At 65.7% G+C, this 24,248-nt stretch carries 16 protein-coding genes and 1 pseudogene; 12 read left to right on the forward strand and 5 right to left on the reverse strand.

Features of this window, described 5'->3' with window-relative positions:
* The first annotated feature begins 129 nt into the window (after nucleotides 1-129).
* From QX073_RS22415 to QX073_RS22425, 3 genes are read left to right on the forward strand one after another with little or no spacing between them, the layout of a single operon-like run.
* On the forward strand, nucleotides 130-561 hold the full coding sequence (locus QX073_RS22415; protein WP_316226374.1) for an endonuclease domain-containing protein: 432 nt from the start codon (nucleotides 130-132) through the stop codon (nucleotides 559-561).
* Nucleotides 562-564: 3 nt separating this feature from the next.
* Nucleotides 565-2,883 carry a glycine--tRNA ligase subunit beta gene (gene glyS / locus QX073_RS22420; RefSeq protein ID WP_316193410.1) on the forward strand — a complete coding sequence of 773 codons (2,319 nt, stop codon included), beginning with the start codon at nucleotides 565-567 and terminating at the stop codon, nucleotides 2,881-2,883.
* 2 nt (nucleotides 2,884-2,885) lie between these two features.
* Nucleotides 2,886-3,479 (forward strand): class I SAM-dependent methyltransferase, encoded by a 594-nt coding sequence (locus QX073_RS22425; protein WP_316193409.1) that lies wholly within the window; start codon nucleotides 2,886-2,888, stop codon nucleotides 3,477-3,479.
* A 171-nt stretch (nucleotides 3,480-3,650) separates the two neighbouring features.
* Here the strand turns inward: QX073_RS22425 and QX073_RS22430 are convergent, their stop codons facing one another.
* Nucleotides 3,651-4,004 carry a DUF1236 domain-containing protein gene (locus QX073_RS22430; RefSeq protein ID WP_315717233.1) on the reverse strand — a complete coding sequence of 118 codons (354 nt, stop codon included), beginning with the start codon at nucleotides 4,002-4,004 and terminating at the stop codon, nucleotides 3,651-3,653.
* Between the two features lie 248 nt (nucleotides 4,005-4,252).
* On the opposite strand from QX073_RS22430, the gene QX073_RS22435 reads away from it, so the two are divergent.
* The 3 genes from QX073_RS22435 to QX073_RS22445 all read left to right on the forward strand — a co-directional run bounded on the left by QX073_RS22435 (nucleotide 4,253) and on the right by QX073_RS22445 (nucleotide 9,399).
* Nucleotides 4,253-4,408 (forward strand): DUF3096 domain-containing protein, encoded by a 156-nt coding sequence (locus tag QX073_RS22435; protein ID WP_012042558.1) that lies wholly within the window; start codon nucleotides 4,253-4,255, stop codon nucleotides 4,406-4,408.
* Between the two features lie 106 nt (nucleotides 4,409-4,514).
* On the forward strand, nucleotides 4,515-7,478 hold the full coding sequence (gene ppdK / locus QX073_RS22440; protein ID WP_316200689.1) for a pyruvate, phosphate dikinase: 2,964 nt from the start codon (nucleotides 4,515-4,517) through the stop codon (nucleotides 7,476-7,478).
* Between the two features lie 439 nt (nucleotides 7,479-7,917).
* The gene (locus QX073_RS22445) at nucleotides 7,918-9,399 is read left to right on the forward strand and encodes a cell wall hydrolase (protein ID WP_316226375.1); all 1,482 of its coding nucleotides are present in this window, start codon (nucleotides 7,918-7,920) and stop codon (nucleotides 9,397-9,399) included.
* 4 nt (nucleotides 9,400-9,403) lie between these two features.
* Here QX073_RS22445 and QX073_RS22450 read toward each other — a convergent pair whose 3' ends face one another.
* A complete protein-coding gene (locus tag QX073_RS22450; RefSeq protein ID WP_316226376.1) occupies nucleotides 9,404-11,749 on the reverse strand; it encodes an ABC transporter substrate-binding protein in 2,346 nt (781 codons plus the stop codon).
* 152 nt (nucleotides 11,750-11,901) lie between these two features.
* Nucleotides 11,902-12,795 (reverse strand): hypothetical protein, encoded by an 894-nt coding sequence (locus tag QX073_RS22455; protein ID WP_315750434.1) that lies wholly within the window; start codon nucleotides 12,793-12,795, stop codon nucleotides 11,902-11,904.
* Between the two features lie 335 nt (nucleotides 12,796-13,130).
* Here QX073_RS22455 and QX073_RS34435 point away from each other — a divergent pair.
* Nucleotides 13,131-13,372, forward strand: a pseudogene (locus tag QX073_RS34435) (IS630 family transposase); the annotation flags it as partial.
* Between the two features lie 256 nt (nucleotides 13,373-13,628).
* On the opposite strand, the gene QX073_RS22460 reads toward QX073_RS34435, so the two are convergent.
* Nucleotides 13,629-15,227 (reverse strand): L-aspartate oxidase, encoded by a 1,599-nt coding sequence (locus QX073_RS22460; RefSeq protein ID WP_315826957.1) that lies wholly within the window; start codon nucleotides 15,225-15,227, stop codon nucleotides 13,629-13,631.
* Between the two features lie 357 nt (nucleotides 15,228-15,584).
* On the opposite strand from QX073_RS22460, the gene QX073_RS22465 reads away from it, so the two are divergent.
* From QX073_RS22465 to QX073_RS22485, 5 genes are all read left to right on the forward strand, one after another.
* Nucleotides 15,585-16,832: an MFS transporter gene (locus tag QX073_RS22465; RefSeq protein WP_316200687.1), complete on the forward strand. Its 1,248-nt coding sequence runs from the start codon at nucleotides 15,585-15,587 to the stop codon at nucleotides 16,830-16,832.
* Nucleotides 16,833-16,896: 64 nt separating this feature from the next.
* Complete coding sequence (locus QX073_RS22470) at nucleotides 16,897-17,883, forward strand: MDR family oxidoreductase (RefSeq protein ID WP_315750437.1); 987 nt, start codon at nucleotides 16,897-16,899, stop codon at nucleotides 17,881-17,883.
* A gap of 114 nt (nucleotides 17,884-17,997) precedes the next feature.
* A complete protein-coding gene (locus QX073_RS22475; protein ID WP_315826955.1) occupies nucleotides 17,998-18,666 on the forward strand; it encodes a hypothetical protein in 669 nt (222 codons plus the stop codon).
* A 176-nt stretch (nucleotides 18,667-18,842) separates the two neighbouring features.
* Nucleotides 18,843-19,076, forward strand: a complete 234-nt coding sequence (locus QX073_RS22480) for a DUF6894 family protein (protein ID WP_315717224.1) — start codon at nucleotides 18,843-18,845, stop codon at nucleotides 19,074-19,076.
* 650 nt (nucleotides 19,077-19,726) lie between these two features.
* Complete coding sequence (locus QX073_RS22485) at nucleotides 19,727-21,415, forward strand: methyl-accepting chemotaxis protein (RefSeq protein WP_316167488.1); 1,689 nt, start codon at nucleotides 19,727-19,729, stop codon at nucleotides 21,413-21,415.
* Between the two features lie 12 nt (nucleotides 21,416-21,427).
* Here the strand turns inward: QX073_RS22485 and QX073_RS22490 are convergent, their stop codons facing one another.
* The gene (locus QX073_RS22490) at nucleotides 21,428-24,109 is read right to left on the reverse strand and encodes a DUF2339 domain-containing protein (protein ID WP_316226377.1); all 2,682 of its coding nucleotides are present in this window, start codon (nucleotides 24,107-24,109) and stop codon (nucleotides 21,428-21,430) included.
* Nucleotides 24,110-24,248: the final 139 nt, after the last annotated feature.

Consider the following 24,248-nt stretch of genomic DNA (forward strand, 5'->3'; position numbering starts at 1 on the left):
CGCATGAGCAATCGACCCTCCCCCTCCAGGGGAGGGTGGGCCCTGTGCTCGTGGCTGGATGACATGATCATCCTCCTCTGGAGGGGGAGGGGCGCTCGCGAAGCGAGCGGGGTGGGGTGAAGGTGCCAGATGGGCAAACGGCCGATCAGCGACTTCAAACGCCGAACCGCGAAACGGCTGCGCGAAAACACGACGGCGGCCGAAGATATTCTGTGGCGTCACCTGCGGCGCCTCGAGATCGAAGGGACACACTTTAGACGACAGGTGGTGATCGGCCCCTACGTTGCTGATTTTGCCTGCCTGGCCCGTCGCTTCATCATCGAGGTGGACGGCTCGCAGCACGGAGAGGATGCGAACATCCAGCGCGACGAGGCCCGGACGCGCTGGCTCAACTCGGAAGGCTTTCGCGTTTTGCGATTTTGGAACAACGACGTTATGACCAGGACTGAGGCGGTGCTCGAAGCCATTCACACGGAGATCGCGGTCACCCCACCCCGCCTGCCCTTGGCAGGCGACCCTCCCCCTCCAGGGGAGGGTGGTTCTTCGTGCAGAGAGACTTGAGATATGCCTGATCTTCTCCTCGAACTGTTCTCCGAAGAAATTCCCGCGCGCATGCAGGCCAAGGCGGCCGACGATCTGCGCCGCATGGTGACCGACAAGCTCGTCGCCGAGGGCCTCGTCTATGAGGGCGCCAAGGCGTTCGCGACGCCGCGGCGGCTGGCACTGACCGTGCACGGCATCCCGGCGCGGCAGGCTGATCTCAAGGAGGAGCGCAAGGGCCCGCGCGTCGGCGGCGCCGATGCCGCGATCCAAGGCTTCCTCAAGGCCACCGGCCTGTCCTCGATCGAGGAGGCCACGATCCAGCGCGATCCGAAGAAGGGCGACTTCTACGTCGCGCTGATCGAGAAGCCCGGCCGCGCCACGCTCGACGTGCTCGCCGAGATGCTGCCGGTGATCGTCAGGACCTTCCCCTGGCCGAAATCGATGCGCTGGGGCAAGCGCTCGGAGCGACCGGGCGCGCTCAACTGGGTGCGGCCGCTGCACGCGATCACTGCCACGTTCGGCCTGGAGACCGAGGAGCCGGACGTCGTCAGCTTCGCCGTCGACGGTATCGAGGCGGGCCAGACAACATTCGGCCACCGCTTCATGTCGCCGTCGCCGATTTCGGTGCGCCGCCTCGAGGACTATGAGGCCAAGCTGCTCGACGCCAAGGTCGTGCTCGATCCTGACCGGCGCAAGGACACCATCGTTACCGACGCCAAGCAGCTCGCTTTTGCGCAAGGCTATGAGCTGGTCGAGGACCCCGTGCTGCTCGACGAAGTCGCGGGCCTGGTCGAATGGCCGGTGGTGCTGATGGGCTCGTTCGATCCGGAGTATCTGAAGGTCCCCGGCGAGGTGATCCGCGCCACCATCCGCAACAACCAGAAATGCTTCGTGGTGCGCGACCCCAAGACCGGCGGGCTGGCGCCAAAGTTCATCCTGACCGCGAACATCGAGGCGACCGACGGCGGCAAGACCATCATCGCCGGCAACGAGCGCGTCATCCGCGCCCGGCTGTCGGACGCGAAGTTCTTCTATGAGACGGATCTGAAGACGAGGCTCGAGGACCGCCTGCCGAAGTTCGAGCAGATCGTGTTCCACGAGAAGCTCGGCACACAGGCCGAACGCATCGCCCGCATCGAGAAGCTCGCCGCTGAGATCGCGCCGCTGGTCGGCGCCGATGCTGCGAAGACCGCGCGCGCCGCCAAGCTCGCCAAGGCCGACCTGCTCACCGAGGTCGTCGGTGAGTTCCCGGAAGTGCAGGGGCTGATGGGCAAGTACTACGCGCTGGCCCAGGGCGAGGACGCCTCCGTCGCCGCAGCCTGCGAGGAGCACTACAAGCCGCAGGGACCTGGTGATCGCGTGCCGACCGATCCGGTATCGGTGGCCGTGGCGCTCGCCGACAAGCTCGACACGCTGGTCGGATTCTGGGCGATCAAAGAAAAGCCGACGGGATCGAAGGACCCGTATGCGCTGCGTCGCGCGGCTTTAGGTGTGATCCGGATCATCTTGGAAAATAATCTCCGACTTCACCTCGCTAGTATCTGCGGGCCTTGGTTTTTCCAACTGGCTACGGCAATTCGCGCGCGCGAAGTGGGGAACGAAGTGAAGCAGGTGGAGAGTAGTGAGAAGCCTGGGTTCACTACGTTTGTTGTGAGGGTGGATGCGGAAACGTTTGGTAGACGCAGCGTCCCAGTGGCAGTTGTCGATCTCATCTCATTCTTCGCCGACCGTCTGAAAGTGCAACTTCGTGAGCAAGGCGCCCGGCACGATCTTGTCGATGCCGTTTTCGCGACATCACCTTCCCCTTGGTGGCGGTCGGATGCCGTGAGAAGTGGTGCAGCCAAACTTGATCTCATCGAAGCAGCCGGCAGCCAGGAGGCCCTGGATCGTGAGCCTCCGCCGGAAGAGGAGATGAAGGATGACCTGCTGATGGTCGTGCGCCGCGTTGAGGCGCTCGGAAAATTCCTCGACAGCGACGACGGCAAGAACCTGCTTGCCGGCACCAAGCGCGCGTCCAATATCCTCGCGATCGAGGAGAAGAAGGACAAGCGCAAGTTCGACGGCGCGCCGGATGCTGCGCTGTACAAGCTCGATGAGGAGAAGGCGCTGGCGAAGGCGATCGGCGAGGTCGCTGCGGAAGCGGGTGCTGCCGTCGCCAAGGAGGACTTTGCCGCCGCGATGCGCGCGATGGCGAAGCTGCGCCCGGCGGTGGATGCCTTCTTCGACAGGGTGAAGGTCAACGACGACGATCCAAAGATCCGCGAGAACCGGCTCAGGCTGCTGAACGAAATCCGCAGCGCCACGCGTGCGGTCGCGGACTTCTCCAAGATCGAGGGCTGAGAGTGGACCGGCCGACGCTCGCCGCCTATGACCGTGAGGCGGCGGTGTTCGCGGCCGACTGGCATGCGCAGCCGGCGTCGGCCGATCTCCACGACATCGTCAGGCGCTTCTTCGTGTTCGGTGGCCGCACCGCGGACATCGGCTGCGGCAGCGGCCGCGAGGTCGGCTGGCTGAATGCCAACGGGTATCCTGCGGAAGGTTTCGACGCGTCGGAGGGACTGCTGGCTGAAGCGCGCACGCGCTATTCGAACGCGTCGTTCACGCGTGCCGAACTGCCCGCTCTCGCCAACATCGCGGATGCAAGCTTCGACAACGTGCTGTGCGAGACCGTGCTGATGCATCTCGATCGCAGCGACGTGGTGCCGTCGGTGCGGCGGATGCGCGCGATCACGAAGCCCGGTGGCGTCCTGTATCTGAGCTGGCGGGTGACGGAGCAGGCCGATCAGCGCGATGCCCACGGCCGGCTCTATGCGGTGGTCGACCTCGCAACCATCCGCGCACTCTTTGAAGCTGATACGAGCCTGCTCGATGAGGAGGTGGTCAGTGCCTCCTCGGGCAAGGTCATCCATCGCCTGGTGGTGAAGACGGCTGCCTGAGCGCAAAGTGCGCCCTGGCTCACAGCAGGCGTCGTCGGTCGCCCCTGGATCGCGTCGCGACGCTTGCGATGACGGCGAAAAAAGTAAGCCCCACCCGGCGGGGGGAACCGGGCAGGGCCTTTCACATCTGGCCGCTTGCGGGGGCGTTGGCGACCAAATGCAGCTCTATAACTACTCAACAACCTGAATGATCCGCCGGGATCGCGGTTCGACCAGAACAGTTTCGCCGTTGACCACGGTGTAACGGTAAGGTGTCGCACCGAAGCGCTGCGGGACGTCGTAATATGTAACACCGGACTCTGGCAGCACGGTGCCAACAACGACGCGATCGGGGATCACATAGTTGGGAACACGCTCGCGAACGACATATTCGCGAAACTCCGGCCGTCGCTCGACCGTGATCACTGGAGCGTCCTCCTCGACCACGACGCTGCGGCCGACGCCCGTGGTGTAGGATTGCGCCTGTGCGGCCGCCGGAATCACGAGTGCGGCCACGAGGGCGGCAAGGGTGAGATGGGTTCGCATGGACGGGACTCCTGAGCTGTTGATCGCTGAGAGAGGCCGGCGCGCGCCGGCATCTGCTCCCAATGCCGGCAACAGGTCATCGTTCCGCGCAACGCCACGTGGAACGAGCGGCATTTTTGCGGCAGATCCAGCGGTGGGGGAACCGGAACTCGTGCCGTGCGTCTCCTATTCCGCCACGATGGGCCAGGATAAAGTCCGGCCAAATCGAATCGCCCCAGCCTCGTCCTTCAATCATTCAGAGCTCGTCGATGACCCTGACCGTTGCCCATATCTCGCCGATCATGTCCGTGATCGCCGGCGTCCTGATCCTGATCATGCCGCGCCTCTTGAACCTGATCGTCGCGATCTTCCTCATCCTGAACGGCCTGATCGGCATGGGCCTGCTGAAGTGGCTCCACTTCTAGTCCCAGGTTCTAGTCCCAAGGTCGGGAACCCCCGAGCTTGCGCCGCAGCGCCCAAAGTGGTGTAAGGCGCGCGATTTCTCCTCCCATTTGCGGATCGAAGCACCTCATGGCCAAAGCGGTAGCGAAGTCTAAGAAAGTTACAGCGAAATCAAAGCCTTCCAAGCCCGGCAAGGCCAAGACCGCAGCACTCGCTCCACCGCGCAAGGCGCTCAAGACGGCGTCGAAGCCCGTGGCCAAGGCCCCGGCCAAGGTCGCGCCCAGGTCTGTACCGAAAGCGCCAGTGAAAACCGCTCCGAAGAAGCCGGCCAAAACGGCTGCCAAGCCGGTCGCCAAGGCCGCGAAGGCGTCGGCCGCGAAGGCCCCGGCCAAGAGCGCGGTCACCGCGATCAAGCCGAACAAGTGGGTCTACACCTTCGGTGACGGCAAGGCCGAAGGTAAGGCCGGCTTGCGCGACCTGCTCGGCGGCAAGGGCGCCAATCTGGCCGAGATGGCCAATCTCGGCCTGCCGGTGCCTCCGGGCTTCACCATCCCGACCTCGGTCTGCACCTACTTCTACGCCAACGACAAGACCTACCCGAAGGAGCTGCAGTCGCAGGTCGACAAGGCGCTCGACTACATCGGCAAATTGACCGGCAAGAAATTCGGCGATCCGGAGAACCCGCTGCTGGTCTCGGTGCGCTCCGGCGCCCGCGCCTCGATGCCGGGCATGATGGACACCGTGCTCAATCTCGGCCTCAACGACCAGACGGTGGAAGCGCTGGCACAGCTGTCCGGCGACCGCCGCTTCGCCTTCGACAGCTATCGCCGTTTCATCACGATGTATTCGGATGTCGTGCTCGGCTTCGAGCACCATCATTTCGAGGACATCCTCGACAGCTTCAAGGACACCCAGGGCTATCAGCTCGACACCGACCTCTCCTCCGAGGATTGGGAGATGCTGGTCGGCAAGTACAAGGACGCCGTCGCCCACGAGACCGGCAAGGACTTCCCGCAGGACCCGCACGACCAGCTGTGGGGTGCCATCGGCGCGGTGTTCTCATCCTGGATGAACGCGCGCGCGGTGACCTATCGCAAGCTGCACGACATCCCGGAATCCTGGGGCACCGCCGTCAACGTCCAGGCCATGGTGTTCGGCAACATGGGCGACACCTCGGCCACCGGCGTCGCCTTCACCCGCAATCCCTCGACCGGCGAGAGCAAGCTCTACGGCGAGTTCCTGATCAACGCGCAGGGCGAGGACGTCGTCGCCGGCATCCGCACCCCGCAGGACATCACCGAGGACGCCCGCGTCGAGTCCGGCTCCGACAAGCCGTCGATGGAAGTCGCGATGCCCGACGCGTTCAAGGAGCTGACGCGGATCTACACGCTGCTCGAGAAGCACTACCGTGACATGCAGGACATGGAGTTCACGGTCGAGCGCGGCAAGCTGTGGATGCTGCAGACCCGCAGCGGCAAGCGCACCGCCAAGGCGGCGCTGCGCATCGCGGTCGAACTCGCCAATGAGGGCCTGATTTCGGAGAACGACGCCGTGCTCCGCGTCGACCCGGCCTCGCTCGATCAGCTCCTGCACCCGACCATCGATCCGGCCGCCAAGCGCGACGTGGTCGCGACCGGCCTGCCGGCCTCGCCCGGTGCGGCATCGGGCGAGATCGTGTTCTCCTCGGACGAGGCCACCAAGCTGCAGGCCGACGGTCGCAAGGTGATCCTGGTCCGTATCGAGACTTCGCCGGAGGACATCCACGGCATGCATGCTGCCGAGGGCATCCTGACCACGCGCGGCGGCATGACCTCGCACGCCGCCGTCGTCGCGCGCGGCATGGGCAAGCCCTGCGTCTCCGGCTGCGGCACCATCCGCGTCGACTACGGCCGCGGCACGATGAGCATCGGCGGGCGCACCTTCAAGACCGGCGACGTCATCACCATCGACGGCTCGGTCGGCCAGGTGCTCGCGGGCCGCATGCCGATGATCGAGCCGGAGCTGTCCGGCGAGTTCGGCACCCTGATGGGCTGGGCGGACGCCGTGCGTGAGACCGGCGTGCGCGTCAACGCCGACACGCCGGAGGATGCGCGCACCGCCATCAAGTTCGGCGCCGAGGGCATCGGCCTGTGCCGCACCGAGCACATGTTCTTCGAGGAGACCCGCATCCGCACTGTGCGCGAGATGATTCTCTCCGAGGATGAGCAGGAGCGTCGCGCCGCGCTCGCCAAGCTGCTGCCGATGCAGCGCGCCGACTTCGTCGAGCTGTTCGAGATCATGAAGGGGCTTCCCGTCACGATCCGTCTGCTCGATCCGCCGCTGCACGAGTTCCTGCCGCACACCCAGGCCGAGGTCGAGGAAGTCGCGCGCGCGATGAACACCGATCCGCGCCGCCTGGCCGATCGCGCCCGCGAGCTGTCGGAGTTCAACCCGATGCTCGGCTTCCGCGGCTGCCGTCTGGCGATTGCCTATCCGGAGATCGCCGAGATGCAGGCGCGCGCGATCTTCGAGGCGGCGGTCGAGGCCGAGAAGCGCACCGGCGAGGCCGTCGGCCTCGAGGTGATGGTGCCGCTGATCGCGACCAAGGCCGAGTTCGACCTGGTCAAGGCGCGCATCGACGCGATGGCGCAGGCCGTGATCCGCGAGACCGGCGCCAAGCTGGAGTATCAGGTCGGCACCATGATCGAGCTGCCGCGCGCAGCCCTGATGGCCGGCCAGATCGCCGAGGCCGCCGAGTTCTTTTCGTTCGGCACCAACGACCTGACGCAGACCACCTACGGCATCAGCCGCGACGACGCCGGCAGCTTCCTCGGCGCCTACGTCGCCAAGGGCATCCTCGAGATCGATCCGTTCATCTCGATCGACCGCGAGGGCGTCGGCGAGCTGGTCAAGATCGGCGTCGAGCGCGGCCGCGCCACGCGACCCAACCTCAAGGTCGGCATCTGCGGCGAGCATGGCGGCGATCCCGCCTCGGTGGCGTTCTGCCACAAGGTCGGCATGAACTACGTGTCGTGCTCGCCCTACCGCGTGCCGATCGCCCGCCTGGCCGCTGCGCAATCCGCGCTCGGCAAGGAGATCGCGAGCCAGGCCTGATCCTGCTGCGACCGATCTGATCCTGATGAAGGCCGGCACATGTTGCCGGCCTTTTTCATTGGTGAGGGTTCGTCGCGGTGCGGCGCGCACGTGACGCAAGGTGCACTTCTTCTCCACCACGGCCGTCATTCCGGGGGCGCTCCGGAATGACGAGTGGAGAGAGCGAACGTCGCAGGCCGATGGAACACTCCGCCTCATGATGTGCAGATGATTCTCATTCACCGCATCTGTTGACTGAATGTTCACCCGTTCTCGTCGGTGCGCTGTTTACCAAGCATCTCGATCACTCGGCGCTCTGCAACTTCCCCGCTTGCCTGTTTCACAATTGCAACGCGGATTAACTCCTCGGCAACCTAAACCCGATACGAAGAGAGAAGATCGAATTGCACGGAAGCACTGTCGTTCGGTCGATCCAGTAAGCGTTGCGTTGAGCGTATCGATGTTAGTTCTGCGTCCCGATCCGAAGGGCGCGCGATTTGCGTCCTTCGGACTCGGTCTCTGCGTCTTCGCTCTGATGCCGACAGAGACCGGGTATCAAGACATCGCTTCTCTGCTCGCCCGCCAGCCGGGCGTCGCCGAACGCTGGCAGAAGCGTGTGTTCTCGGCTGCGGCCTCCATTCAGCTCGCCACCTATAGTTTCGGTCGTCCGATCGGAACCTCGGCGCCGCAGGCGGTGAGCATCCGCCTCGCAAGCCTCGATGGGCGCGATCTCGACATCACCGGATCGACGCCGCGCAATCCGGCGCTGCAGGTTCCGCCACGCTATCAGGCCTCCGACTTCCCCAAGGTCGATCGCACGCTGAAGGGCGATCGTCTCGTCGTGCGCCCCCCGACGCCGTCGGCGCAGTCGACCGAATCGGCCGCGCCCGTCGAGCCCGCGCCCTCCGAGCCCGCACCCACGCCATCGACGCAACCAGATTCGAATTCCTCGGTGTTCGGCGCCAAGACGACGGAAGCGCCGGCGCAGGCGCCGCTCCCGCAGCGTTCTGCACTCGATCCCGAATTGCAGGAGGCGCTGAGCGCGCCGCCGCTCGTGCAGTACGACGCGGCGAAGTCCGAGATCCAGCCATCGGGCGAACTGAAGCCTGCAGCCGATCAAATCCGGGTGGACGGCGCCGTCAGCTATGACGGCCTCAACATCAAGACGTCCAACCTCTATTTCGGCACGTCGTCGCTGGGCGGTGCTGCCGGCACCATGGAGACATGGCTGCCGGGCGAGGCGCCGTTGATCGTGATGCCGGATCCGGACCTCAAGCCGATGGCGGTGCTGTCACATCCGGCCGACGATGCTGCCAAGGCCGGTGATGGCGGCGAGAGCATCGCGCCGAAGGGCGAGGTCAATGCCGACAATCAGCGCGACAGGACTCCGGCCGAACGGTTGGGGCTCACGGACGAGAAGGCGCGCTTCAAGTCCGAGAAGTGTCTTGCCGAAGCAGTCTATTTCGAATCCCGCGGCGAGGCGGTGCGCGGCCAGATGGCCGTGGCGCAGGTCGTGCTGAACCGAGCGTTCTCCGGCTATTATCCGACGACGGTGTGCGGCGTCGTCTACCAGAACAAATACCGCCACTTCGCCTGCCAGTTCACCTTCGCCTGCGACAACAATCCGGATGTGATCCGCGAGCCCGAGATGTGGGATCGCGCCAGGAAGATCGCGAAGGCCATGCTGGACGGGCTGATCTGGCTGCCGGAGGTGGGCAAGTCGACCCACTATCATGCCTATTGGGTGCGGCCGTCCTGGGTCGCCGAGATGAAGCGCATGTACAAGTTCGGCGTTCACACCTTCTATCGGCCGAAGAAGTGGGGCGACGGCAGCGACGCGCCGAGCTGGGGCACGCCGCAGCAGACCGCGGCCATTTCGGCCGAGCTCACCGAGGCCGCCAAGAGCGAGGCCGAGAGCAATCCGAACTGGACGCGGCGCTAATCATCTAGCGACGCGTCGCATTCCACTCGAGAAAGCGGCGATACAACTCGGTCTGGCGCGCCTGGTCCGGCGGCGTTGCGGCCGCCGGCTTTGCCGTGACAGGAATGCGCGGGGACGGTGCGGCGGCCGCGACCGGCTTCGACGGTTTAACGGTGGCCGTAGTGGCCGCCGGAATCCGTGTCGTTCCATCGAGCCATTCCTGCGCGGCCCGGAACCTGGTCCAGCCGGCGACCGGCGCGCGCGGCGCCATCTCCTGCCATTTCGGATGGAAGGGAGGCCGCTGCAGCTGCGACATGCGCGAGAACAGCGACTCGACCAGCAGCGACAGCCGGCGATCGCGGTCGCTTCCCGGCTGCCAATTATACGACGCCAGGATTGCCTCTGCTGCGATCGTTTCCACCGACTCGGAATTGGAGATCAGGTTGGGGTAGTCGTCCGCGGTGAGCTTGGATGGAAGGTAATCCTCGCGCAAGGTCTTGTCGTAGCCGACCGGGACGAGATGCAGATTGGCATCCGTGATCTGGCTGAGCCAGGGCACCGGCTTGCCGTCGACCGCAATCATCGCGTCGATCTCCCCCTTGCGCAACATTTCGAGCGCGATGCGCGGCTCGATATAGAGCAGATGCGGCTTGATCGCGAGCCGCTCGAACACGTTGATCGCGGTCACGAAGGTGCTGCCGTCCGGCAGGTCGACCGCAACGGTCTTGCCGTCGAGCTCCCGCATGGTGCGGATCGATCGCGGTGCCAGAACATGCATTTCCTCGTTGAACATCTTGGTGACGTAGACGAGCTGATTGCGGATGTTGCTCGCGAAGTCCTTGCGTTCGAGATAGGACAGCGTGTCCTTGCGCACGATTCCCACGTCAACGCCCTTGAGCATGAGGATGTCGGCCACCGCCTGAACCGAGCCGCTGCCGAGGACCGGCATGACCCGCAGGTTGATGCCGTCATTGAGGACCGAGGCGACGTCGGCGCCCATCTGGGAATAGGTGCTGCCATACGAGCCCGTCATCAGGCTCACCGTATTGGCGTTGAGCTGGCTCGCGAGGTCCCGCTTGGCCGACGCATAGCGGAAGATCGCCTTGAAGGAATCGCTGACCGCACCCGGGTCGATTCCGCTGCGCACCGGCCCGAACCGTTCCCAATGGCCATCGACGAAACGCTTCATCTGCATCTGCTCGATCGGCGCGTGGTCGCTGGCGCTGGTATTGGCGACGATCCCGGGAATCAACATGGGAATTGGCGTCCCCTTCAAGGAACGCGCCTGCCTCATGATGTTGTCGCGGGAGAAGTCGTCGCCGCAATTGCGCAGGACCGCAACCATCAGGTTGGCAAGCGCGTAGCCCACGATTCCCAAGCTGTTGTTCTTGCTGATTGCAGGCGCGTAGCGATCCATGAACGCGGACCACTCGGCGAAGCCGGGATCGCCGCCCTGCACACCGCCCTCGTACAGGATGGTGGCGGAAAGCAGTCCTTCCGCGTTCTGCAGGCCTGCAGGCTGCAGCACGGTGGCAACCGAATCCGAAACCGTGGGGATGATGTGCTCGGGTCTCCAGCCGAGCTCGGCGAGGCGGCGGATCGCGAGCACCGTGAATTTCGGGGTGCTGACGTCGACCAGGATGTTGGCTCCGGCGGTCTTCAGCTTCGCGATCTGCTGATTGATGTCGGCATCGGTGACCGCGTAAGCCGCTTCCGCGACGATCGGCAGCTTGCCGCCGAGCCCGTCCTTCAAACCCTTCAGATAGTCCTTGCCGAACTCGTCGTCTTGATAAAGCACACCGATGCGCGCGCCACCGGCATGTTGCTCGAGCAGATATTGCGCGTGAATATGAGCTTCAATCTGGTAGCTAGGTTGCGCTCCCATGGTCCAAGGATAGTCGCGAGGCTGATCCCAGATCGAGGCGCCGGAGCCGACGAACAATTGCGGTATCCTGTTCGCGTTGAGATAAGGCCGCACCGCCGCGCTGGTCGCTGTTCCAACGCTCGCAAAGATGACGTCGACCTTGTCTTCCTCCACCAGCCGTCGTGTCAGCTCCACCGTCTTCTGCGGATTATAGCCGTCGTCATAGGAGATGTAGGTGATCTTGCGGCCCCTGATCCCGCCCTCGTCATTCACCTTCTGGAAATAGGCGGAGATGACCTTGCTCACGCTGCCGTAGGCGGCCGCCGGCCCGCTGTAGGGCGTCGTATTGCCGATCCGGATCTCGCCCTCGGCAGCACGCGCCAGGCCTGGCACGGCGGCAAGCACGAGGAGCAACGCCACGGTCGGAGAACCCGGCGCGCCAAGCAGCCGAGGACCACGGGGCGCCGACGACAAGGCCGGCTGCAACAGACGATCAAACATTCCCATCATGGACCTCATCACGCAACACAACACTTTGCGGGGACGCGCGTCGCCCGCACGACACCATCGACCAGGATCCGGCGGTCCGCGCCCCGCCGCAATTCCTGCGCAGCGACCGGCGTGAGACCGCGCTGGATCACCCGGTTTCGAAGCTCGGGTCACTCGAGCCGCCGTCGAGCCTCGAGTGACCCGAGTTCGGCGGCTCTCGCGTACCAGGCGCGGGCCTTGGCCGGATCGGGCGCGACGCCAACGGCTTTCAGGTTGGACAAGATCGCGGGGTCATAGGTCCCGGCCAGCGTCAGTGATGCTTCGGCGTCCGCTTCCGCGACATGCGCCAGGATCAGGCGGGCACTCGCAACGTCGCCCGCGCCGATGAGATCGCGTCCGCGCTTCAGCATTTCGCTGATCTCGTTCTTGGTCAGCGCAGACGCGGCCGCCGGTGCAGGGCTCCTGGTCGCGGTGGTCCGAGATGCTTTCGGCGGAATTGACTGCGGGGTCTCGCCTCCGCCCGGAGCCGGCTTGACGATCGGGACCGACGCCACGATCGAATCGGCCCGTCCGATCGTGTGCGCCGCGGCGTCCAGCGATGCTTGGCCGTCATCGGATTTCGATTTCCCCGCTGTCCCGAAGTTTCGGGGAGACGATGAAGCGGTCGCTTCAGACTTCGTAACTGTTTCAATGTCCGGAGCCTGCATGATGCGCACCGCAAAGAACGCGAGGCACGCAAGCGCGGCCGCTGCGGCACCGAACCGGAAAACAGAATCGAATTCGAGCCGTTCGGGCGGAGGTGGAGGCATCACGACGGGATCGAGTGAAGGGATCTGCCAGGATCGGTCCGCTTCTGCTGGCGCCATTGGCATCGGCGCATCGTCAACCGCTGAAGCGGTTTGCCACCACGGCCGGGAGAGATCGGTGGCCGCATCCTCATCAGGCTCAGACGTCGCATGCGCGAGGCTGTTGGACAAAGCGGCAGGCTTTGCCGGGCGCCAACGTTCGCTCTGCGCATCACCCACGGTGATCCGCGATCCGCTACTCCGCAATAAGGAACTCATCCTCAACTACTCCTGCGGACACGCGCCATCGCGTCGCCCCGCAACACTCCCTGGACCGTTTGGCGCCTTTCTGCTCGGCGACTCAGCTTCCAAACCGGCGGCGAGACCGATGACCGAATCTATGGCCATGCCAAGCGGTGAATCGGCGATCTGGCAGCCGTGAATTCCCATTTCCTCGTCAGCAGGACGGACAAAACGCGCGCTACTACTTGAGCACCGCTAAATTTCGACCATCTCTTTTTCTTATTTGTACAGGTTCCGCGGTTCTTTTGCCGAAATCATGGCGAACCTGTCCAGCCATTTAGTTGGTGCTGGTAAATGCCGGCGGCGCCGGGGCGCACGAGATAGTGCGGCGGCGTCTGGCCGAGAACGATCTGAAGCCATGGCGAAGGGGCATGTGGCGTATCCCCACAGATCGATGCGAATTAGTCGCGCGCGTAGAGGATGTGCTCGATCCGTGCGGCGATTTGCAGCTGCTTCGACGAAAGGCCTCGTCCAACTCATTGGCGAGGGCCGCTCAGATCGTGCGCGTGATGACTACGAGCACCAGCGCAACGGTACGGCCGACTTGTTCGTCCAGCGCCCGCGGATCAATGGATGCACGCGGCCGACACGGCACGCACTAATTACATCGTGCCTGCCCCCAAATACCGGCGAGGCAGCAAATAACAACGAGTCGTAATATCTGTATTGGGCGACGATGGCTGCTTCGTCATGAGCACCGTCATTCCGGGACAAGGCCGCAGGCCCTGAACCCGGAATGACGGTGATCACGAATGACGGTGAAAACGCGACTGCCGAGCTCCGTCGTGACGCAGTCGGATCAGCTCTTGCTACGCGCTCAATGGCCGCGACTGCCGCGCCGTCGGCCGTGCCGCGAGCTCGTCGGCGATCTCGCGGGCAGCGGCCAATGTGGTCATCGTCCGCTGCGCGAAACTCGGATTCTCCGCGGGGCAGTCGGCGCGGCAATGCGCACCGCGGCTCTCGCGCCGGCTCCAGGCCGCGGTGGCGATCAGCAGCGCGGCGCTCGCCATGTTGCGCAGCCTCGGGCTGCCGGCGTCGCGCTCCATCCTGGCAATCGCGGCGATGGCCTCGGCGAGCCGCTCCTCGTCGCGGATGACACCGAGCTGGCTCGTCATCATCTCGCGCAGCGACACCTGCGCTGCGCCCGCGCAGGATCCGGCCGGATCGGCGAATGCAACGTGCTGCAGGGTCGAGGACGCGGTCAACGTCCGGCCGGAGATGTCGTCGGCAATCCGCCGGGCGAACACCAGCGCCGCGAGCAGCGCGTTGCCGGCGATGTGGTTGGCGCCATCCGTTGCCGTCGCGGCGACTTCACCTGCCGCCCAGAGCCCCTCGATCGAGCTGCGGCCCTGCGCGTCGACCGCGATCCCGCCCATGTGGAAATGCGCCGCCGGTGCCACTGGAATCGGCTGGCGGGTCGGATCGAGCCCCGCGGCGACGCAGGCCCGGTGCAGCATCGGATAGCGCTCGGCGACGTCGTCATCGAGCACGTCGCGCGCATCGAGAAAGGCGCCGCGTCCAGCGATGATCTCGGCCATGACGCCGCGGGCCACCGTGTCGCGCGGGGCAAGATCGACCAGCGGATGGCGCGGCAGCATGAAACGCTGGCCGCGCCGGTTGATCAGGATCGCGCCGGCGCCTCGCAGACTCTCGCTCACAACCGGCGCCGGATCGTGACCGGCCATCATCGCGGTCGGATGAAACTGCACGAACTCCGGATCGGCAATCACCGCGCCAGCGCGGGCGGCGATGGCGAGGCCGATGCCGGTGGCGTGCGGCGGATTCGTGGTCGCCGCGAACAGCCGGCCGATGCCGCCGGTGGCCAGCACGATTGCCGGCGCGGCGATCAGCATCGGCGCGGCCGCGTCGTCATCGGTCGGCCGCAGTTGCAGGCCACGCACCGCGCCGTCTTCCGTCAGCAGCGCGTCGGCGACATGGCCCTCGATGATGCGGATCGAGGGCGTCGCGCGCACGGCTTGCGACAGCGCGGTGATGATCGCCTGTCCGGTGAAGTCCCCGCGAACGCTGAGAATCCGTCGCGCGGCGTGCGCAGCCGCACGAGACGTCGCGAGCCTGCCGCCGTGATCACGATCGAATGCCACGCCGAGACGGACCAGGTCCTCGATTGCAGCCGAGGCATCGCGCGCGAGCGCCAGCGCCGCCGTCGCGTCGACGAGGCCGCCACCCGCGGCGATCATGTCGGCGGCATGGGTATCGGGGCTGTCGCCGGATGACACCGCTGCCGCGATGTCGGCCTGCATCGTCGTGCCGAACGAGGCCTCACCCAATGAGGTCGCGGAGATCAACGTGACCGGCTGCGGGGCGAGCTTCAGCGCGCAGAACAGTCCGGCAACTCCGGCACCGACGATCACGACGTGGCCGGATGTCTCGATCTGATCGTGGTCCATGTGCTGTCCAAATTCCACATTCCGTGCGCATGTGTACCGCGGTACCTGTTAGTTCTTCTTCAGAGACTTCCTTCGCTGTTTATCGGTGTTTGGCGACAAATAGCGGCCGTTCTGAAGGTCGCTCCCGCACAGGATGAATCGTCGTTTGCGACTCGCGCATCAGGACGTTTTCGCGCGGGGACAAAGACGCATGAGCGAGTTCCGGTGCCGGAACTCGCTTCGGATGACACCTGCTCATGGCTGGCCGCCGCATCGAAATTTTTCATGACTGGGTTCCGCTTTTGAGCTTGGGAGTTCAATGCAAATGCATTAACCGGAGAGGCGCGGCGGACAGCGACCGCGGCAGGGAGGACACTGATGTCGGTACAGGCAGGCGATCTCGGTACGGTGTCCCGCAACCAGGGCTGGCGCACGCCGGTGGTCATCATCGTGTGCGGCTGCGCCATTGCGCTGCTGAGCTTCGGTCCGCGCTCCAGCCTCGGCTTCTTCGTGCAGCCGATGAGCCGTGAATTCGCCTGGGGACGCGACGTGTTCGCCCTCGCGGTGGCGGTGCAGAACCTGTTGTGGGGACTCGGTCAGCCGCTCGCCGGCGCGATCGCCGATCGTTTCGGCGTGATGCGCGTCATCTGTGTCGGCGCGCTGCTCTATGCCGGCGGCCTGCTGATGATGCGCTATTCCAGCTCGCCGCTGTCGCTGAACATCGGCGCCGGCGTGCTGGTCGGCTTCGGCCTGTCGGGCTGCTCGTTCAATCTCATCCTGTCGGCTTTCAGCAAGCTGCTGCCGCCGGAGCGCCGGGGCGTCGCGCTCGGCGCCGGCACCGCGGCCGGCTCGCTCGGCCAGTTCCTGTTCGCTCCGTTCGGCGTCGCGCTGATCGACCAGTTCGGCTGGCAGAGCGCGCTGATGGTGTTCGCAACGCTGATGCTGTTCATCGTGCCGTTGTCGCTCGCCGTGGCGACGCCGCCGGCAGCCGAGGCCAAGCCGTCGGAGGCCGAGCAGCAGTCGTTCACGACCGCGCTGATGGAGGCGTTCGGCCACCGCTCCTACGTGCTGCTGGTGCTCGGATTCTTCACCTGCGGCTTCCAGCTCGCCTTCATCACCGTGCACCTGCCGGCGTTCCTGGTCGATCGCGGCCTTTCGGCGCAGGTTGGCGGCTGGGTGATCGCGGCGATCGGCCTGTTCAACATCATCGGCTCGCTCAGTGTCGGCTGGCTGCAGAGCCGGCTGCCGAAGCGCTACATCCTGTCCTTCATCTATTTCACCCGTGCGCTGGCGACGCTCGCCTTCATCTCGTTCCCGGTCACGGCGGCTTCCGCGATCGCCTTCGGCGCGGTTTCCGGGCTCGCCTGGCTCTCCACGGTGCCGCCGACCTCGTCGCTGGTCGCGATCATGTTCGGCACCCGCTGGCTCGCCACGCTCTATGGCTTCGCCTTCGTCAGCCACCAGGTGGGTGGCTTCCTCGGCGTCTGGCTCGGCGGCCTCGTGTTCGAGCGCTATGGCTCGTACACGCCGATCTGGTGGCTCTCCATCCTGTTCGGCGTGCTGTCGGCGCTGATCAACCTGCCGATCGTCGAGAAGCCGGTGGCGCGCGCCGTTCCCGCGACGTGAGTTGCGCGGCCGATCCGATCGGCTAAACATGGCGTGAGACGAAGAAAGTGCAGGGAGTGCGGCTGTGGGAACGTTCAAGGCGATCCGGATCGACAAGGCGGACAAGGGAACGACCGCGACGCTGACGCAGTTCGATGAAGCCGAACTGATGGACGGCGACGTCACCGTGAAGGTCGAGTGGTCGGCGCTGAATTACAAGGATGGGCTGGCGCTGACCGGCAAGGCGCCGGTGGTGCGCCGCTTCCCGATGATCGCGGGGATCGATTTCGCCGGCATGGTCGAGCAGTCCAGCCATCCCGACTGGAAGCCGGGAGATGCCGTGATCTGCACCGGCTGGGGCATGGGCGAGACCCATCTCGGCGCCTATGCCGAGAGGGCGCGGGTCAAGGGCGACTGGCTGGTCGGCCTGCCGCAGGGGCTGTCGGCTCGGGACGCGATGGCGATCGGCACCGCCGGCTTCACCGCGATGCTTGCGGTGCTCGCCCTGGAGAAGCACGGGCTGACGCCGGCGAGCGGGCCGGTGGTGGTGACGGGCGCGGCCGGCGGCGTCGGCTCGGTGGCGACGGCTGTGCTCGCCAAGCTCGGCTACCATGTGATCGCCTCGACCGGCCGCTTGGCCGAGGCTGACTATCTCAAGTCGCTCGGTGCCGCCGAGATCATCGACCGCAACGAGCTGTCCGGACCGGCCAAGCCGCTGGCGAAGGAGCGCTGGGCGGGCGGCATCGACAGCGTCGGCTCCAATACGCTCGCCAACCTGCTGGCGATGACCAAATATGGCGGCGCCATCGCCGCCTGCGGCCTCGCTGCCGGCATGGATTTGCCAACGTCGGTGGCGCCGTTCATTTTGCGCGGCGTGTGCCTCCTCGGCGTCGATTCGGTGATGTGCCCGCTGCCGGCGCGCAAGGCGGCCTGGCAGCGCCTCGCGACCGATCTGGATCGTGCAAAACTAGCTGAAATCACTCACGAAATCGCCTTGGACCAGGTGGCGTCGCTGGGGCCGCAGATCCTCGCGGGCCAGGTCCGCGGCCGTACGGTGGTAAGAATATCCTGAGGACGTTCAGACTTTTCAAACCATGCTGCTCCATTGTTGCCATGGTTGGTATGGTAAGCATGGGGTAAAGATACCGCCTTACCCGCTGCGTGGGGTTAAGTGGGAGTTTGATGCATGCTCGCGCGTATATTGCTGGGGACCGTGACTGCCGGTGCCGTGATTGCTCCTGCGATGGCGGGTTCGATGACAGCCGACGAGGCCCGCAAATTCGTCGCCGGAAAGGTGTTCGCCTTCACCTGCGTCGACGGCACCCGTGGCGCGGGCCGCATCCTCGACGACATGGGCGCGGCCGGTGCGGTGCAGTTCTCCGGCTCGGGGCCGGTGCGTCACATCCGCCTGCCGGGCAATACCCTGCAGATTCGCGGCCAGAATGTCTGCGCTGCCATCAAGGGCATGCCGTTCGAACCGTGCTTCAACCTCGACAAGAAGGACGATCGCAGCTTCCGCGGTTCGGTCTCCGGGCTCGGCGCCTTCGCCTATTGCGACTTCCAGCACCAGGGCGGAGCCACCATGCTGATGGCGCGCGCCGTGGCGCGGCCGCGCGCCGCACGCGCTGCTGGACCCGCGGCTGACGGCTCCCACACCGAAGTAGCGGCACGGGTCGAGACCCCGCGGGTGGAACGCAGCAAGGTGGAACCCTTGAAGGCAGATGCTGCGAAGGCCGCCAAGGCGGAAAGTTCCAAGACGGAGAACATGAAGGCCGAAAACGCGAAGACTGAAATTACCAAATCCGATAACGCGAAGTCGGATGCGGCGCCGGAGCTGCGTCGCTCGACCGATTAGTTGTTAGTTCACCGATCATTGAAAAACCGGTTCCCTATTATCATAGAGTAATTTTTTAAGCTGACCGCACGTTAGTGGTCATTGCGCCGTAGTCGTACGGAATCTCAAATTCATGCCTCGGTAGCGACTCGTGTGCAGTTTGCAACCAGGGGGGTGGCCCACGAGAAAGGGTCGTTATGTCGCTTTATTTCTTCCGGATCAGCCAGGGCCGCTATTCTGGCGCGGCTGATCAGCCTTATGAATTCGCCAACCGGGAAACCGCCTGGAACGAGCTGACGGCTGTCTGCTCCGACCTGATCGGCGGGATCTCGAGGTCGTTGCAGCAGGGGGCCGAGTGGCAGATGGAGCTGCTCGACGAAGCCAAGCAGCCGGTGTTCCGGATTCGCCTGGTGTCCGAAGCGGTCGGCTGAGGTCTAGCTGTCCGGGGTGATTGCGCCGCTGGCCGTCGGATTCGAGTCCGGTTTGCCGTGGCGGCAATCTTCTGCGCGCAGGCGCCATTTGATGAAGTCCGCGTCCACCTCGGGCGCGTCAGTCGGGATTGATGGAGTTCGGCCTAGGCTCCGCGTCGTGCCCCGGCGCCGCCGATCTCCGTCACGCTCTCGTGCTCAGTCGCTTGTGATGCTGTCGGACGTCGGTCCTGGCCCGGCCACCTCATCTCCGGATTCATCCGCGCGGTGATCAGCGTCTTCCGGTTGCTGCGGCGCAGGTCGTGGCGGCAATCGTCCTTTGCCCCGTGCGCGCTCCAAAGGTCTTGCTTCGACGCGATCCTTTAGCGGTATCGGGAGACCAGGTGTAGCGGCGGACGGTTTCAGGGTACCGCGTCATCCCTGAGCGCCATCATTTTATGGGCATTGTCAGTAATCTTACGGTTCCAGCATTAACCTCTGATAAGCCTGTTTCGCGCCCAATGAGGTCGGCAGAGACGACATGCGGGTTCGGAATTTTCGGAGCCCTCTGATCCTCTGACCTCGACCGCGCAGCGCAGCGTAGACCTGGATCTTCGGGCCGTCTTTGGCGCTGGCAGAACGCGGCCGAACCACGCAGTCAGCTGGGGTCCTCCGTGTCAAAGATGTCCATCCGTACGAAGATCATATCGGTCATCGCCTTCATGCTCGTCACCATGTGCGGGCTCGGCGTGCTCGCCGTCACCAGCATGCAGTCGATCAATGCCAACACGGTCGACATCGCCACCAATTGGCTGCCGAGCGTGCGCGCGATCGGCGAGCTGCGCGCCGACATCAATCTGCTGCGCATCGCCTTGCGCGCGCATGTGATGTCGGAGACGGCCGAGGCCAAGCAGGGCGCGGAGAAGCGCGTCAACGGAATCCTCGAGACGATCAACAAGGACCGCAAGACCTACGAGCCGATGATCACCTCGGCCGAGGAACGGGCGATCTACAACAACTGGGTGCAGTCCTGGGAGAAGTACGTCGTCGCGGTCAAGCAGGTGATGGACGAATCCAACAAGAGCGTCGGAAAGATCCCGCGCGAAGCCACCGAAATGCTGGAAAAATCGGCCGCGGCGATCGCGCGCGACGCCGACAAGTATTTCATCCAGGACATCGAGTTCAACAACAAGGGTGCCGACAACGCGACGCGGCAGGCCGCGGAGAGCTTCACGCGTGCGATCTGGCTGGTGATGTCGATCATTGCCGCGGCCGTCATTGCCGGCGTCGCCGTCGGTTTCTATCTCGTGCAGAACGTCTCGTCCGGCATTGCGTCGATCATCAAGCCGATGCAGGAGCTCGCCAAGGGCGATCTCGGCGCGGAGGTGACGCATCGCGGCGAGCCGACCGAGATCGGCGCCATGGCCGATACGCTGCAGGTGTTCAAGGAGGCGCTGATCGCCAAGAAGGAGGCCGACGAGCTCGCGGCCCACGATGCCGAGGCCAAGATCGAACGCGGCCGGCGCGTCGACAACATCACCCGCCAGTTCGAGGCGACGATCGGCGAGATCGTGCAGACGGTGTCGTCGGCCTCGACCGAGCTCGAGCATTCCGCCGGCGCGCTGTCATCCACCGCGACGCGCTCGCAGGAGATCTCGACCGCGGTTGCGGCTGCTTCGGAGGAGGCTTCGACCAACGTACAGTCGGTCGCTTCCGCGACGGAGGAGCTATCGTCGTCGATCACCGAGATCAGCCGCCAGGTGCAGGAATCCGCCCGCATGGCCACCGAGGCCGTCGACCAGGCGCGCATGACCAATGATCGGGTGAGCGAGCTGAGCAAGGCGGCGGCGCGCATCGGCGACGTGGTCGAGCTGATCAACACGATCGCCGGCCAGACCAACCTGCTGGCGCTGAATGCGACCATCGAGGCGGCGCGCGCCGGCGAAGCCGGTCGCGGCTTCGCGGTCGTCGCCTCCGAGGTGAAGGCGCTGGCCGAGCAGACCGCCAAGGCGACCGACGAGATCGGCCAGCAGGTGTCCGGCATCCAGGCCGCGACGCAGGAATCGGTCGGCGCCATCCGGGCGATCTCCACGACCATCGAGCGGCTGTCGGAAATCTCGTCGGCGATCGCGGCGGCCGTGGAGGAGCAGGGCGCCGCCACGCAGGAGATCTCGCGCAACGTCCAGCAGGCATCGGAGGGCACGCAGCAGGTTTCCGTGAACGTCGTCGACGTGCAGCGCGGCGCGACCGAGACTGGTACGGCTTCCACGCACGTGCTGGCCGCGGCGCAGTCGCTGGCCTCGGACAGCGACCGGCTGAAGCGTGAGGTGGCGTCGTTCCTGGAGTCGGTGCGCGCAGCCTAATCCGACATGGCGCTATGCCGCCGGCTGAGCCGGCGGCGCCTGCTGCTGCCGTCGGAACAGCACCTTCTGGTACAGCCAGCCGATCGCGACCAGCACCAGGCCGAGCCCGATGAACGACAGGGCGCGCCACACGCCGGTCAGCGCCGACATGTCGATCAGGAAGGCCTTCAGGATCGTCAGCGCGATCACGATCGCGGATGCCAGACGCGCGCGCTGCGACTGCACGATGATTCCGATCCCGAGCAGCATCACGCCGAAGGCGAGCCAGGCGATCGAATAGGTGTACTGCTCGGCGGCGCTGGTCGGTCCTGCCGTCAGATCGGGGCCGTGATAGATGCGGCGGATCTCGAGGCTGACATAGGACAGCGCCAGGATCAGTGCGCCCGCGGCCAGCGTATTGCCATAGGCTGGCGGACGGCGGCCTGCGACCGCGTAGGACAACAGCAGCATCAGTACCGCCGGGAACGCATAGGCCAGGATCAGGATGTTGAGCAGGCCGCCCTTGATCGCGACGTCCGAGATCATCGGGTTTTCGAACAGCAGCAGGCCGAGCACGGTGGCGCCGCCGGCGAATCCGGTGAGGATCACGGCGCTGATGTTGTGCACGATGCTGCCGCTGCGCTCCCGCAGCCGCTCCAGCCCGATCGCCAGCGCCAGGGCCACGCAGACGTCGAGTCCCACTTCGGCGAGCGACGGCACCGCCAGCATGTCGCCGTCGTTGACGGCGTGGCGGATCTCCAGGAAGGCGAGCAGGGTCGTGAACAGGATCGCGGCGGCCTCCACCGCGCGCAGCGGCGCGTCGTCGCCATGGCGGCGCATCAGATAGCTCGCGCCCCAGAACGACGCCGCCGGCACGCCATAGCCCCACAGCAGCCAGTTGAAGATCGGCGTGGTGCCGACATCGGCGCCGACGATGCGCGGATCATGGCCGATGCGCAGCACCACGAGCCCGGCAAAGACGGCCGCGAGCGTGCGCAGGAACGGGATCGGCCGGCTCTCGAAGATCCAGGCGGTGCCGAGCGACATCAGCGCCAGCGCGATCGTCAGCCAGCCCTTCTCAAGCGCGAAGGTCAGGGCCAGCGCCAGCGCGGCCAGCGTGCCGGTCGCGAACAGCGCGATTGAGGCACTGAGGCCGGGACGTTCCTCGCGCCGCGTCAGCGCCTCGGTGGCGACGGCAAGGCCGGCGGCGAGCACGACGGCGAGGATCGCGAACGGGATCGAGCGGTCGAGATGGGCGATGCGCGCATAGAGCGCGACCAGCAGTGCCAGCGGCGTGAACACGCCGGCCGCCGACCACACCACCGGCACGACGGCGTTGTGCGCGCGCCCCTGCGCCAGGAAGCCGGCGCCGCCGAAGCCCAGCGCGAAGATCGCGGCCGTCACCAGATGCGACGTGACCGACGCGCCGAGCGGGTTCGGCCCCATCCCGGGCAGCGCGCCGCCGGGCAGCACCAGCAGGTCCGGATTGTCGCGCAGCGCCCATTCGGCGAACACGAGGAACACGGTCGCAGCGGCGGCGGCCACCGCGCCGACGGCGCTCGGCGCGCGCCAGGCGACCGCCAGCGTCGCCGCGACCAGCACCGTGAAGCCGATCAGCGCCAGGCCGTCATGGAAGCTCGCCAGCACGACCAGCATGGCGCCGAGCAGATAAACCGCTAGGCCGACGGATGAGATCGGCTCGACCTCGTCGTTCTCGGCGGCGGGTCCGAACATGAAGCCGCAGACCACGATCAGCGCGGCCAGCGCGAAACCAACCGCGACGTGGAAAACATGCGGCGCCACCGTCTCGACGCCCGCGTCGAGTCCGGGCAAGGTCCACAGGAACGACAGCCCGATCGTGGTCATCGCGAGCCAGCGCCACAGCCGCACGCGTGCCAGCGCGAACGCGGCGGCGGTGACGATGGCGAGGTAGATGTACAGCGCCCAGTAGTTCGGCTCGCCGGTCGACACCAGCACCGGCGTCGTGAACGCCGCGACGATGCCGAGCCCGGCGAGCGCCGGGCCATGCAGCAGCGCCGCCGCCAGCGTGCCCAGCGCGACCACGCCGAGCAGCACGAAGGCGATCGCGGGCGGCAGGAAGTCGTACAGCGCGTAGGCCGCATAGATGGTGGCGAAGGCGACCGCCGTGCCGGCCGCGGTGAGCATCGCCGGAATGTTGGCGATCGGCAGCGCCGCGATCTGCGAGATGCTCTCCTTGCGCCGTGTCCATTCGCCGGCCGCGAGCAGCGCGGCGGCGAACAGCGCGCCGAGCGCGACGCGCACCTCGGGGCCGACGAGGCCGGCCTCGATCGAGTAGCGCACCATGAAGAAGCCGCCGAGCGCCAGGGTCAGCCCGCCGATCCACACCACCCAGCGGGTGCCGATGCGCTCCTCGAAGCCGGCCGCGGGTTGCGGCACGGGTGGCGGGGACACGAGCGGCGGCTGTTCGGCCGCTGCATCGCTCGCCATCGCCGCCGGCTGCAGGGTAGCCTCGGTCGGCTCCGGCAATGGGGGCGGCATTGGCGGGGCTTCAGCGGGCTCCTGAAGCGGGCTGAGCGGCGGCGCGACCACCGGCGCGGCCGCGATCGGCCGGGCCCCCTCGAGCTTGGCCAGCCGTGCCTGCACCTCGGCCAATCGGTCGGAGGTCCGGCGCGCGAAGGCGAGCGCCGCGAACGCCACCAGCAGGGCGATCCAATCGAGGGGCCAATCGAACATCACGCGGGAATCCTGAAATCGATGCCGCCGGGAGGCGTCACGGGTGGAGGGAAGCTGCGAGCCCTTGCGGACCCCGGCGAATCGGCCAACCGCTCCGGCGGGCCGCACGATGGCCGTCGTTCCCTCTGTGTCAAACCGT

This window comes from Bradyrhizobium sp. SZCCHNS3052 (assembly GCF_032484495.1).
Taxonomy (GTDB): domain Bacteria; phylum Pseudomonadota; class Alphaproteobacteria; order Rhizobiales; family Xanthobacteraceae; genus Bradyrhizobium.